This window comes from Verrucomicrobiia bacterium (assembly GCA_035629175.1).
Taxonomy (GTDB): Bacteria; Verrucomicrobiota; Verrucomicrobiia; order Limisphaerales; family DASXHY01; genus DASXHY01.
Window position 1 is genome coordinate 84,462 of the sequence record DASPIL010000067.1, and the last position, 12,476, is coordinate 96,937.

Here is a 12,476-nt window from a genome sequence, read left to right on the forward strand (position 1 = left end):
TTCCGGAGGAGTTTCCGGAGCGGCTTCACCAGCCGAAGATGCTGAAGACATTCGCATCGGGATTTTCCGGTGGAGTTTCCGGACTGGTTTCCGGAGAGGTTTTTGCCGCGGCTGATTTATTTTCCAGACGGGTTTCCGGAGCGGCTTCGGCCATGGATGGTTTGGCTTTCGCCACCGTGGAGGTGGCCTTTTTCACCACGGCGGGGCTCTTTGGAGCCTCAGCGCCGCTTTCGGCGGTTTTGTCGTCGTTCATGCCCCAATGACATAGCAGGAGGAGCGGGATCTCCGGGAGGGGCTACGTTTTCCGAGTTTCCGGCAGCCGCCGCCAAGAGCTTTAAAACGTCGGCTGGGCGGCCGGCGCTGACCTCCAGGGTGTCGCACTGGTGTTTGAGCTGTGCACGCATGACGACAACGAATTTTTCCAGCACCGGGCCGCCGAGTTTGAGAGCCAGGCACATGGCTGCATTGCGCGAAATGCCCAGGGTCGAGGCGTGACGGTCAAAAAAGTCGCGCCAGGGCTCCGGAATGGACAGCGGAAGGTTGCAATACGGGGTTTTGAGGAGTGGCTTCATGGTGTGGCGCGTTTTCCGGAAATAATTTCCGGAAGTCCGGAAATGGGGGCAGGAACCGGGCCACGGCCGAAATGGGAAATTATTGTCCCGGCGAAGGACGCGCAGGCCTGCCCTGGCCGCGTTTATTTCGCCGCGGGACGTTCCAGAGCCGGGATCCGCACCAAGGACAACGGCGGGGAGCCCCAGCGTCGCCCCGGAACGAATGTCGGCCCATCCACAAGTAGTTGCAGCGCAAGCAGTGGTGATAGGTCCGCCGTCTGTTGGAGGTTTCCGGAAACCATTCCGGTGCTGCAAACGGAGCTATGTGCTTCAATGCTCGCCTCCGGTGGGATTCTGAAGCTGCTGCTTGAACCGTCGTCGGAAATCCGCTGCTTCGTAGCCGTTCATCGGGGCGAGTTGCAGGACTTTCATGAGCGCTGGCAGCAACAGGCAAAGAGCTTCGTGATCATCGCGATCGCGACAAAGCTTCGCCTGGTCATCCAGGAAGCGGATCGCTTCAGCCGGATCAATCCGATCGCCACCATCCTGGCAGCTGATGGCGATCGGGAATCCGTGGTCATAAGCGGGCTGCGACTTCATGCGACCGTGACGGGCATGTCTGGAACCGAGACCTTTACGTCGGTTCCGCCGGCTCCCGCGGAATAGGAGCTCATCAACTGCATCGTGAATATCGTCAGCTCCAAGGCGAAGAATTTAGTATCCGCACCGGGCGCGAAAACGATGCCATCTGGCAGGGTAATTGAAACGGTGAATTCAAGCTTGTTGGGGGTGCTCATTTTGCGTTGGGTTCTTTTCGCTGACACACAAATAAGATTACGGATTTCATCGTGACTCCTCCGCTACGACCACACGCGCCAATCTCACCTCACGGCGGCGTAGGTGTTTCTCCGCTGTTTTCGGATCAATCCAGACAGCCCTATATTTTCCCTTCGCTTCCGTCCTGGTGCGGCTCAGTGTTGTCCAGTTGATCCAAGTTGACCGCTTTTGCACCACAACCACAGCCCACATGTGGATGGGTTTCGGTAACCGTTTAGGCGCATCGGTCTTGCTCATCGGATTCGCTCCTTCAGGACAGGCTCACTCAGAAATTCGAATTTTTTCCAAACGAGGCTGAGTGCTGCTGTCATGCGTTCCTTGGCTTGGTCGGCTGTCTTTGCCGGTGATTCGATCGTGCGGCGCATGGATACGGTTCCCTGTCGCACTTCCACCCGTGCGCACCAGTACGGTTCGATGTCGATCGAGAGGTCGATTTCGTTGTTCATCGGATTCTCAAGAAGTGCTTCGCGTCTTTCTCCGATCGCAGGAAAAGCTCGCAATCGATCAGCCGGTAAGCGTTGTTGTTGAAGTGGAGAAAATAACCGTCTTCCTGGAGCGCCATCGATCGCCCTGGCGTGAAATAATCGAGCTTGAAAAACTGGGGCTTGGATTCCGGATCCGTGGGATCCGTCAGACCCTGATGATAGTATTTCGAGGATTTCTTAATCCGGACGAAAATTTGAATCTTCCGGATCGCTGGAATTTCCTCCAACTCTGGCTTTGCGATCAATTCGCTCATGCTGCTTCCTTTCCGTCGTTGAAGTCCGCCGGCTGGATCACTTTTCCGTCATCGATGAGGCCGGTCCAGATCGGCGGGTTCCATTCGATGTAGGCCGATCCGCAGCGATCGCACGTGGCCGGCTGGCCCTGGTCGCTTTCGATCCGCTCGCAGGTTCCTTCGTGCGCTCGGCAATACCAGAAACCATTGGTGAAAATTTCATGGAGCCTGGCTTTGACTTCCCGGAGTGCCTGTTCATCACGGCATCGTTTGCGCGTTGCTGCTGGCAGGACGCTTGTGTACGTTTTCATCAGTGTTCCGATCGTTCTGAGCCCCGGCCTGGCAGCCGGGGCGTTTTGTTTATGGTTCATGCGAGTTCACCGACACGACGCAACGCCTCTCGCTGGGCGTTGGTCAAATGGTTGGTTTTTCCGGAGCTGACGAGGTAGCGAGCTCCTTCCAGGATCTCTTCCTCCGTTGGCTGGCGTTCCTGGATGGCTCTGGCTGCCGATCGGGCTGGGCCTGCTTTGGGTTTGGCAGGCTGATCCTGGACTGGGCCGCCTACCAGGGCGTCTCGGACCGCCTGCAGGCGTCTTTTCCATTCGAAGCGGGCTTCCTCGCTCTGTGCGCGTTCCAGCTTGGCCTTCAGATCCTTCTCGGTGCGCAGGATTTTGCTGCGAAATTCCCCTTCCAGGCTTTTTACGAAGCTTTGAAACTGCAAATCCTGGGGGGAGGGCGCCCCCTTTACTCCTTCAGGGACTGAATCTCTTAACTGAGACTCTATATGTCGGACGCCTGCGTCCTCCCTCAGCGGACAATTTTGACCGCTGTCAGCGGACAATTTTGACCGCTGTGAGAGGACGTAGGCGTCCTCTGTGAGCGGACAATTTTGACCGCTGCCAGAGGACGCTAGTGTCCGGTGTGAGCGGTCAGATTTGTCCGCTGAGACCGGACTTTCCTGTCCTCTGGCAGGCGTATTTTCGAACAAATTGAAGGAAATCTGGTTTCCGAACTGGTCCAGGAGCCGGGACCCCATCCGGCGCTGGTGTCCGGTAGCCTCTTTTCCGGTCTTGGCAAATCCGTGATCGAATCTGCGCTTTCCATTCCCCCAAAGTCCTTCCCCAGGCATGTCTTGTTCGACCTGGCGTTTCGGTTGGAGCTTTGAAATGTGATAGCAGCGAATCGGCTTGGTGTTCTGTCGGCCGATTAGAGTCGTCCAAACGTAATTCGCCCGGATCAATTCATCCGTGCGTCTTCGAACTGATCGCTCGTCGCAATGGATCATCGATCCGAGCTTTTGCTGTGAGATGATGATCTGTCCTCGCTGGCCGTTGTTGAGAAACGGATTCAGTGCCAGGTCGAGCAGCCGGACAAACAAGCGCACAGCTCCATCGCTTATGGTTGGATCGTCGCAAACTTCCTCGCGTGCTCGGATCGCGAGCAACTGGTTTGGATCCTCTTTGCGTTCGAGTTTGAAAACGCCGGCATCGCTTGTTCCGTCACTCACCGTTTACCTCCTTTGCGCGAATCTCTCAGTTGCGTGACAGGCTGTCGCGTTTGAGCGCGGCGCCGCACGTCGCGCAGTTCGGCCATGGAAACAATTTTCAATCCGAGCTTTGCGAGAATGCGATCGGCTGCGTCATCTGGATATTGCTGCGGACGTTGACGCATTCCCACGGGCTGAATCTCACACGGTTTAAAGTACCGGCGGAGTTGTCGTTTGCTGACGGGCTTTCGCTCCGTCACCCTCTCGAAGATTTGTTGAAAGGTCATACAATGACACTTAGTGACATGACTAGCGATTGCAGTCAATGACAAATAGTGACACTCCGACTTAACCTCCGCGAATGACGAAAGACGGCACGAAGCCGAAGCAGGTCCGAGTTTATCTAAATGCGGAGAACGAAAGCTTGCTTCGCGAGCTCTCAGCGCACGTTTCCGAATTGTCCGAATCTCAAATCGTGACTGTTCTGATCACAGCCGCATTAAGGGCGTGCGTTGCTTCCGGAAATAGGATCCCGCTCCCGTTGAAGTTCACGGTGTCGGAAGGCCTAGAAGACTATCGAACACCCGAAAAGGGCGTTCCGAAAGCGAGGCGATGATGAACGAACCGGAGCAAACGGCGTCGATGCAACACCAGCCGGAACTTAATCTGAACCCAAGGTCATCGCCCGCCAAACGCGCTAGGCCACTGCTATGGATAATCGGATCTTTTATCATTGCGGTGGCTTTATTGCTGATCTGTTACCCCTCTTTTCCCTTAGCCCAGTCGCTTCTTGCTGTGATCATTGGCTATGTTGGAATCCACATGTCAGCTCATCCGATTTCGCCGGATGATCTGCCGTCCAAAGCCACCAACTACAAGCTGATGTTTGGTGTTCTAAGTGTGGGAGTCATTCTCCTCACTTGGTTTCAAGACAACAGCGCAAGGACGTCTGCAGCACGGGAAAAGAGTGAAGCGGATGAACGGTTCGAGCGACTGAACGGCAAGTTCCAAGAGGTTCAGCAGACGCAAATAGCAGCGCTTGCAGAGGCAAGGACGCTTACAGAAACCATCTCGACCAATACCGCAATCAAGCCCGAAGTTCGGGAACGTGTGATCGCAAATGCACGGCAATTCGAGCAGATAGATACTCAACTCGATTCCGCAGCATGGGAGGAGAGTTTAAACACCAGGATCCGGCGAAGGAGAGCATTGCAGGCGATCGAGAATGAGAAGCGCGCTCGCGAACTCGAAGCGAAGGACGTGGTTGAACAAACCGAATATGATGGAAATCATTTTTACTACGATTTCACGGTGCGACGCTTGATGGCTTTTTTAGAAAAGGAAGCCGCTTCTCGAAATGACCAAGCCGACTCGAACTTTCGAGAGGTGCCCCGTGAGCTTGGCCGACACATCGGCAGGACGAACATCGCTGTAATTCGGTTCCGTGCGAACACGAACTACGTTTTCAACGTGGAACTGGAAAGTCGAGAGGGGCAATTCGGGCGACGAGCAATGGTCGTAGAATGCAAAGGGGGAGACGTGACTTTATGGCCTTCGGTGGGACCGAACAATCGTCCCAACATGATCACCACCCGTGCCCGGTTGCGAATTTCTGGTGAGGAGTTCAACGACTCAATTCCATTGGAGAACTATAAAGACGCGATCGAGGGTGCTCTGGGATTGTTGATAGCGGAGCAACGGAAAGCATTTCGGCCCCACGAGTGACTTGGAAGAATATTATGGAAAGGTACAGCCCGAAAGCGATAGAAGCTCAGATTGCGATGCCCGAACTCCTTTCAGGAGCCGCCACGTTTCGAGCGATGAAAGATGCGCTGGAAAAGCTTGTGCAGTCGGCTCCCGAATCTCACGACGTTTTGATCGTCGCGTTCGGCGTCAGAGTCAACCAGGTCCGCTTCATCGAGCCGCACACCTTTGAGTTCATCGGATCCACTCTTGAGGAGGACAACCCGACCGCGGTTGTTTGTCACTACTCCCAAGTCATCGCCCGCGTCGTCTTTCTCCCAAAACGGACGGCCGCTCCCAGGATCATTACTGGCTTCGCCAGTGTCCGTTCTCCAGAGTGATCGGAGCGATTTTACGCCCCGATCTTACCCTAAAACCGTGTGTCGAACGACGGCAAAAAATGCCCCCCTTCAAGTCCTGTCGCGGGCACCATCCTCAACAATTTTCAAGCTCGCTCTTAAAGTTTCAGGCATTGAGTTGCTTGAATGGAGGGACACCGGGAATGTCCATGTATCAGACGCAGGTCCGACGGAGTGTGGTGAGTTTTGGGACGAAGAGACGACAACCGGTGGTGGATTGCCACGCGTTAAAGAAACGCCCGTTGCTTTATCAGCGTGCGAAACTCGCTTTGGCGGAAACGTGTTCCTGCTGGATGAATGGATTCTCCGCGGAAGGTCGATGGTTCTTGCATCCCTGGAAAAGCAAAGCGAGGCATAACGTGACCAGGGTTCCGACAACTGCATACACAGATACCTTCACTTTTTCCCGATTCGTGTTCGGAGAGGTTTGCGTTGATGCAGTCTGCTCAGTCGGTGCTGCGAAAGGATTGGTGCCCATAGGTTCTTTCATGTCGGTCGGCCGAAGCCCATCTCTCCTTTAGCAGTGAAAGTGCCATCCACGCTGCCGGTTCAAGGTGCGCTGGGGTGCGGCGCCGTCCCCGGGGTCGCAATCAAGCGAGAATATCGAAGGTGTGTGCAGCCGTTCTACGCTCGCGCGCCCGTTGAGGAATTAGCCACCGCGAGGCGGGAATACGAATCCGGCCGTGTGCCCGCTTCAGCTTTTCGCCGCGGTCGTTCCGGCTGTGCGATGCTGATCCAGAGCGTCGCGAACTGTCCGGGCAAGCCGCCGTGGACCATACGGTTTTTGGAGAAAATTGATGCCGTCGCGCAGTTCGAGTTCCTTGCCAATGATGTCGACACTGTAGCCGCTCGTGAACACAGCAGGCAGGGCGGGGAACTGCGCGTGCAGTTGCTTGATCAAGTCCAAACCTGTCATTCCGCCGGGCATGACAATGTCCGTCAGCACGAGATCGACCTTGCCGTAGGTTCCCCAGTTTTTCAGCGCCTCGACCGCTGAACTGGCTTCAATCACCGTGTAGCCTTTTCGTTCCAGCACATTTTTCGCGAGGGCACGCACAGCGTCTTCGTCTTCGACCAGAAGAATGGTTTCCTTTCCACCGGGAACCGCCTGTTCACGCGCGCTGTCGATTGGCCGGCGTTCGGCGACCTTGAGAACAGGAAAGTACACCCGGAACGTAGTGCCGCCGCCCACTTCACTTGAAACCTCCACCCAGCCACGATGCTGATGCACGATTCCATGTACGGTTGCGAGGCCGAGACCGGTTCCCTGTCCGACCGGCTTCGTGGTAAAGAAAGGTTCGAAGATCCGCGGCAAAACGTCGGGAGCGATGCCGCTCCCTGAGTCAGCGACTTGCAGCCGCACGAATTCTCCCGTGGAAGCCTCTGCGCACGTCTGCACGTATTCGGGTCCCACGGATTCGTGACTCGTGAAAATCCCGAGTTCCCCTCCCTGGGGCATGGCGTCCCGCGCATTCACGGCGAGGTTCATCAGGACCTGTTCGAGCATTCCCGCGTCGGCATGGATCAACGGCAGCTTGTTGCCATAGCTGACCTGAAGCGAAACGTCCTCGCGCAGAATTCGCTTCAACATCTTGATTACGTTGCTCACCACTTCATTCAAATCGAGCGCCCGCGGCTGCATCACTTGTTTGCGGCTGAAAGTCAGCAACTGGCGCGTCAGCGTCGCAGCGCGTTCACTGGCGAGGGAGATCTGTTGGGCCGACTCGAGCGTGGACTCACCCAGCGAACGATTCGACAGCAGCAACGATGCGTGGCCCTGGATGACGGTCAAAATGTTATTGAAATCATGAGCCACGCCACCCGCGAGCTGGCCTATGGATTCGAGCTTCTGGGCCTGGCGGAGCTGGGCTTCGAGTTGCTTGCGATCAGTGATGTCGGTCCAGACACCAACCACTTCAAAAGGTTGTCCGGCAGTTTCTCGAATGATCCGCTTCTCATCGGAAACCCAGCGGTATGTTCCGTCGCTGTGTTTGAGGCGGTATTCATGAATGCAATGGCCGGTGCTTTGAAATCGCGGGTCCTCCTTGGTCAGCATGTGGCGATCTTCTGGATGGAGGTGATCGCCCCACCAGTTCAGCAGCGAAGCGGAATCGGCATCGTAACCGAAGAGCTGCTGGACATTTTCGCTCACCCAGACGGGGGTGAGAACGCCCGCAACATTACGCAGCGAGTAAATCACCGCCGGGCTGTGCGCGAGCACCCGCTTCAGCATTTCCTGGGCGGATTGCAGTGCAATTTCGGCGTTCCGGTGCGGCGTTACATCCTGGCGGACAGCAATGAAATGCGTGATCGCTTCGCCTGTGGCGCGGACCGGAGTGATCGTGATTTCTTCGTAACAGAGTTGTCCTGTTGGACCGCGCCGCGTCATGCCTCCCTGCCACACGCGCCCTGCCAGCAGGCTTTGTCTCAGATAATCGAAGAATGCGGCTCCTTTTGCGTCGGGCCCGGATGCTGCCTGGTCCAATGCCTCCTCAAGGGTGCATCCGCTGCAACTATTGAACGCCGCGTTTGCCCAAAGCACCTGCCCGCCGCGGTCGGCAATCAGAATGCCGTTGGCAGCTGCTTCCAGGGCGAGGGTGCGGATTTGCACTTGTTGTTCGGCCTGCCTGCGCTCGGCCCGTTCCCGCGCTTCCCGCACTGCCCGCCGCACTACGAGCGAGAGACGGTCGAGGCGATCCTTGGAAACGTAATCGACTGCGCCTGATTTCAAGGTTTCAACCACCTGCTCCTCGCCGATGGTTCCGGAAACGATGATGCAGGGGAGTTCGAGCGCGCGCTCGCGAAGCAGCTGGAGGACACGGAACGCCGACAGGTGCGGCATCGAGAAGTCCGAAAAAACGAGGTCGAAGCTCTCTTGGAGAGCCGCCCGGACACCGGCTTCCGTTTCCACCCGCTGCCATTCGGGATCAAAACCCGCCGCCCGCAATGCGATGACCAGCAATTCTGCGTCGATGGCGGAATCCTCGACAATGAGAGTTTTAAGCGGAGCAGACATACAATGTATCCCGGTAGATTGACCTTGCGGCGAGAGGATAGGGAAAGATTGACTCCATAAGCGAGAGGTTCTGCGCTGTGCACTGCGGGACGTTTGTGCCTGGAAGAACCTTCTGAAGAAAAACACCTCCCCCAACCCGCAAAGGCGGGCGCAGCTCATCCGCGGCAGCGCGAAAATTCAGGCACCCACTGCCGGCCCCGGTTTCAACAACGCCCATTGAAGACACAACCCAGGAGTTACTTCACTCAACGTGCGGAAGTCCACAGGCTTCACAATGTACCCGTCGGCTCCCAGCCGTTCACTCGCTTCCACATCACGGTCAGATTTCGACGCGGTCAGAACAATCACCGCAATCGACCGCGTCCGCGCATCACTCCGAATCCGCCGCAGGACATCCAGCCCGGACACCTTGGGCAGATTCAGGTCCAACAACACCACCTGCGGGCCTTGGTCGAGCGAGCGCTCACTATACCGTCCGAGACAGAACAGAAAATCCAATGCCTCTGCGCCATCACGAACCAGGTGAATGCGGTTCGTGATTTTTGCATGCTTCAGCGCCGCCAGGGCCAGGTCCGCATCTGCTGGATTGTCCTCCACATATAGGATATCCACAAGTTCCGGCACGGGCTGATTTGAGGAAGCCGCTTCCAATTCGGGGACGGCAGCGAACGTGAACAACGTGGAAAGTGGAACCTCCAGAGCGGTCGCAAGCTTCTCGATGCTTTTTAATGATACATTCCGGGCGCCCCGCTCAATGTCACAAACGTAGGTGCGGTGCAGGCCGGCGCGTTCCGCCAATTCTTCCTGGCTGATGCCCAAACGGCCTCTCCAAACTCGCACCGAGCCGCCGAACTCTTTTTGAATATCAACTTTTACCACAAGGGCTTACGGGTTTACGGTCGAATCATACTAAGCACCACAACAGACGATGAGTGACGCTAAACTCACTCGTAATCTTCATCACTATTGATTAGGTGCAAACATTTAGCCGCTGGTTTTTTGATCCATTCGCAAGTCTCGCGCCACGCGTCGAAAAGCGGGGGTTTTTACTTGAGGGTGGCCAGATATTCGACCAAGTCGCGGAGGTCCTGCCCGCTCAGGACGGTGTCTAGACGTTCGGGCATGGGCGAAAGCCCGCGCTGGCGCAGTTGCACCGCCGCCTTCGGAATGACGAGTTTTCCATCTTCAGGGGTCAGGACGGTTAATGAAGAATCCGTTTCCTCCTTGAGGAACCCCGCGACTCCGGTGCTGTTTGTCAGGAGAAGGACGACGCTTTCGTACCCCGCTGCATATTCGGCATTCGGCTTGAGCAGCGATTTCAGCAACATATCCCGAGTCAGGCGCGACGCGACGCCCTCCAGCGAAGGTCCGTGGTCACCGCCTGGGCCGGTCACCTGATGGCATTTCGCGCAATTTGCCTCCGGTTTCTCAAAGAAGATCCTTTTTCCGTTCGCAGCGTTGCCGCCGCGCAACAGGGTTCCGTCCGATGCCGAGTTCGTCTGCATCGAACCCTCAAACAGGCGCCGCGTGCTTCGAATGCGCTCCACGGCTGCTGCCATCCAGATCACGGCAAGGATCACCGCTAGAACTGCCGCGGCGGCTGCGAACTTCGGCCAGCGAAGGACCAGCTTTTCACCATTGGAGGATTCATCCATTTCGATCATGATCATCGGGGATTTCGACCGAAGACAAATTATTTCGAGGGCCGAAAAATCCTCGCGCGCATTGCAGCTGCGCCTCATCTTTCAGGCCGTGCACGTGGCCAGCTTACGCCTTCGAGACTTTCGCAATTATGCAAAGTTGGACGTGAGCCTGTCGCCCGGGTTTCACCTGCTCCTGGGGAACAACGCGCAGGGCAAAACCAATATCCTGGAAGCCATTTATCTAATGGCGACTCTGCGCAGCTTCCGCGGGGTGGGCAGTTCGCAAATGGTGCGGCATGGGCAGAAGGGCTATTTTGCCGGATGCAAGGTGGTGGGCCAGGGTGAGCACGATATCAAAATGTACTGGTCCGCAGCAGAGCGCAGCCTCAGTGTCGACGGCCGGCCGGTTCGCAAAATTTCCGAGTATCTTGGCACGCTGCGGACTGTTGTGTTCTGCACGGAGGATCTCCAACTGGTGAAGGGACCGGGCCGGGCTCGGCGGCGTTTCCTCGACCTGCTGCTGTCGCAGACGCAGCCGGGCTATCTCCCGTTGCTGCAGCGCTACGCTCACGCGGTCCGATCGCGGAACGCCTTGCTGAAACGTGCGATTGTTGACGAGGCCGCGCTCGACAGCTTCACGCGCGAACTGATAGCCGCGGGCGACGAGATTATCCGGCTGCGGCGTGAACTGGTTCCAAGGTTTTCACCTGTGGCGCGGCTGGCTTATAGACGCATTTCGAACGACGCTGAGGAGCTGCGCATGGAGTACTTGCCGAGCATTAAAACCGATTTCGCAGTTGAACTCGCGAACTCCCGGCGCCGCGAACGCTCCACGCGCACCACGGTTGTCGGTCCGCATCGGGATGAGGTGCAGCTGTTGCTCAACGATCGTTCGGCGGCGCAATTCGGGAGCGAAGGACAGAAGCGCACATTGGTCATCGCCTTGAAAATGGCACAAGCCGAATACCTGACGGGGCGCCATGGGTCACCACCCGTCCTGTTGATTGACGATATCATGGGCGAGTTGGATGTGACGCGCCGCGCGGGTTTGATTCCACTGCTGGAGCGTTCGCAGCAGGCGCGAGGGCAGGTCTTCATGACGGCAACGGAGGAGAACTGGCCGAGCGAATTGAGCCGTGAGCTGAAGAAGTGGCGCGTCGTTTCGGGATCGATAATTCCCGACGCGTGAGGTATTTAAGAACACCACCTTGCGGGTTCTGTCCCATGGGCATCTTCGTAAATCACCTGTTCAGGTGATGGAAGCATCTGGCCGATGTTGTGTTATCTTTTTTACGTGAAAAACAGATGTAACAGAATGTCCAGGAGCCTGAACGCGTCATCTCGCGGCTTTACCTTGATTGAACTCCTTGTCGTCATCGCCATCATCGCGATCCTCGCCGCCATGCTGCTGCCGGCGCTTTCGAAGGCCAAGGAGAAAGCTATTCGAACACAGTGCCTCAACAATCTGAAGCAGTTCGGACTATCGACGATGATCTATGCGAATGATAATCGCGAACGGCTGCCGGTCATCAACGGCGCCTGGGCATGGGATCTTCCAAAAACTGCTGGCGAACACATGCTCAACAGCGGAATGGCCAAGAAAACCTTCTATTGTCCTGGCACAGCGGCTCGAGGTTTTAGCGATGCCGTGAATTTCGGGAATCCAGCGCCGCACAGCCAATGGAACTTCAACCCGAACTACCACGTGGTCGGTTACGTTATGGCGTTTACCGGACCCAACGGGAATGAGGAGCAATTGCAGCTGATCATGACGAATCAGAACAAGGTGATCACGGATGAGGCTCCCCGCATCACCAAAAATGGATCGTCGAAACTCCCCGTTCCGCCGATTTCAGATCGCCCGCTGCTGGCGGATGCAACCATCAGTGAAAGCGTGAATGGGAATCCTCGCAACGCAGGAAGCTTCATCAGGGTGGAAGGCGACTTCACGGAACGCCCTGGAGTGAAGAAGCCTCACGCAAGTCCGCACACTCGCGGGAACTTCCCAATCGGTGGCAATATTACATTCAAGGACGGTCACGTTGAATGGCGCAAGTTCGAGAGCATGTTTCAACGGGCCACAGGTGCCCGCGGCTTTTGGTGGTAGGCTTCCAATCTGGCTT

General features: G+C 56.5%; 15 protein-coding genes. 4 read left to right on the forward strand and 11 right to left on the reverse strand.

The features are described from left to right. Positions 1-25: 25 nt before the first annotated feature. The 8 genes from VEH04_11415 to VEH04_11450 form a co-directional block, all read right to left on the reverse strand. The gene (locus VEH04_11415; protein HYG23382.1) at positions 26-253 is read right to left on the reverse strand and encodes a hypothetical protein; all 228 of its coding nucleotides are present in this window, start codon (positions 251-253) and stop codon (positions 26-28) included. Between the two features lie 628 nt (positions 254-881). Next, positions 882-1,151, reverse strand: a complete 270-nt coding sequence (locus tag VEH04_11420) for a hypothetical protein (protein ID HYG23383.1) — start codon at positions 1,149-1,151, stop codon at positions 882-884. Next, positions 1,148-1,348: a hypothetical protein gene (locus tag VEH04_11425; GenBank protein HYG23384.1), complete on the reverse strand. Its 201-nt coding sequence runs from the start codon at positions 1,346-1,348 to the stop codon at positions 1,148-1,150. Before VEH04_11425 ends, VEH04_11420 begins: the two co-directional genes overlap by 4 nt. A gap of 273 nt (positions 1,349-1,621) precedes the next feature. After that, the gene (locus VEH04_11430; protein ID HYG23385.1) at positions 1,622-1,834 is read right to left on the reverse strand and encodes a hypothetical protein; all 213 of its coding nucleotides are present in this window, start codon (positions 1,832-1,834) and stop codon (positions 1,622-1,624) included. Further along, positions 1,831-2,127 carry a hypothetical protein gene (locus tag VEH04_11435; GenBank protein HYG23386.1) on the reverse strand — a complete coding sequence of 99 codons (297 nt, stop codon included), beginning with the start codon at positions 2,125-2,127 and terminating at the stop codon, positions 1,831-1,833. Before VEH04_11435 ends, VEH04_11430 begins: the two co-directional genes overlap by 4 nt. After that, entirely contained in the window at positions 2,124-2,477 is a 354-nt protein-coding gene (locus VEH04_11440) for a hypothetical protein (GenBank protein ID HYG23387.1), read from the reverse strand. Before VEH04_11440 ends, VEH04_11435 begins: the two co-directional genes overlap by 4 nt. Further along, a complete protein-coding gene (locus tag VEH04_11445; protein HYG23388.1) occupies positions 2,474-3,613 on the reverse strand; it encodes a hypothetical protein in 1,140 nt (379 codons plus the stop codon). Before VEH04_11445 ends, VEH04_11440 begins: the two co-directional genes overlap by 4 nt. Continuing rightward, positions 3,610-3,879: a hypothetical protein gene (locus tag VEH04_11450; GenBank protein HYG23389.1), complete on the reverse strand. Its 270-nt coding sequence runs from the start codon at positions 3,877-3,879 to the stop codon at positions 3,610-3,612. Before VEH04_11450 ends, VEH04_11445 begins: the two co-directional genes overlap by 4 nt. 325 nt (positions 3,880-4,204) lie before the next feature. Here VEH04_11450 and VEH04_11455 point away from each other — a divergent pair, with 325 nt between their 5' ends. Together VEH04_11455 and VEH04_11460 are read left to right on the forward strand one after the other, a co-directional pair. Beyond that, complete coding sequence (locus VEH04_11455; protein ID HYG23390.1) at positions 4,205-5,317, forward strand: hypothetical protein; 1,113 nt, start codon at positions 4,205-4,207, stop codon at positions 5,315-5,317. A gap of 56 nt (positions 5,318-5,373) precedes the next feature. Next, positions 5,374-5,676, forward strand: a complete 303-nt coding sequence (locus VEH04_11460) for a hypothetical protein (GenBank protein HYG23391.1) — start codon at positions 5,374-5,376, stop codon at positions 5,674-5,676. 712 nt (positions 5,677-6,388) lie between these two features. Here VEH04_11460 and VEH04_11465 read toward each other — a convergent pair. From VEH04_11465 to VEH04_11475, 3 genes are all read right to left on the reverse strand, one after another. Continuing rightward, the gene (locus VEH04_11465; GenBank protein HYG23392.1) at positions 6,389-8,710 is read right to left on the reverse strand and encodes a response regulator; all 2,322 of its coding nucleotides are present in this window, start codon (positions 8,708-8,710) and stop codon (positions 6,389-6,391) included. Between the two features lie 177 nt (positions 8,711-8,887). Further along, on the reverse strand, positions 8,888-9,589 hold the full coding sequence (locus VEH04_11470) for a response regulator (protein ID HYG23393.1): 702 nt from the start codon (positions 9,587-9,589) through the stop codon (positions 8,888-8,890). 167 nt (positions 9,590-9,756) lie between these two features. Then, a complete protein-coding gene (locus VEH04_11475; protein HYG23394.1) occupies positions 9,757-10,380 on the reverse strand; it encodes a c-type cytochrome in 624 nt (207 codons plus the stop codon). Between the two features lie 88 nt (positions 10,381-10,468). Between VEH04_11475 and VEH04_11480 the strand changes: the two genes are divergently transcribed. Then, positions 10,469-11,542: a DNA replication/repair protein RecF gene (locus VEH04_11480; GenBank protein HYG23395.1), complete on the forward strand. Its 1,074-nt coding sequence runs from the start codon at positions 10,469-10,471 to the stop codon at positions 11,540-11,542. Between the two features lie 126 nt (positions 11,543-11,668). Further along, on the forward strand, positions 11,669-12,460 hold the full coding sequence (locus tag VEH04_11485) for a prepilin-type N-terminal cleavage/methylation domain-containing protein (protein HYG23396.1): 792 nt from the start codon (positions 11,669-11,671) through the stop codon (positions 12,458-12,460). Positions 12,461-12,476: the final 16 nt, after the last annotated feature.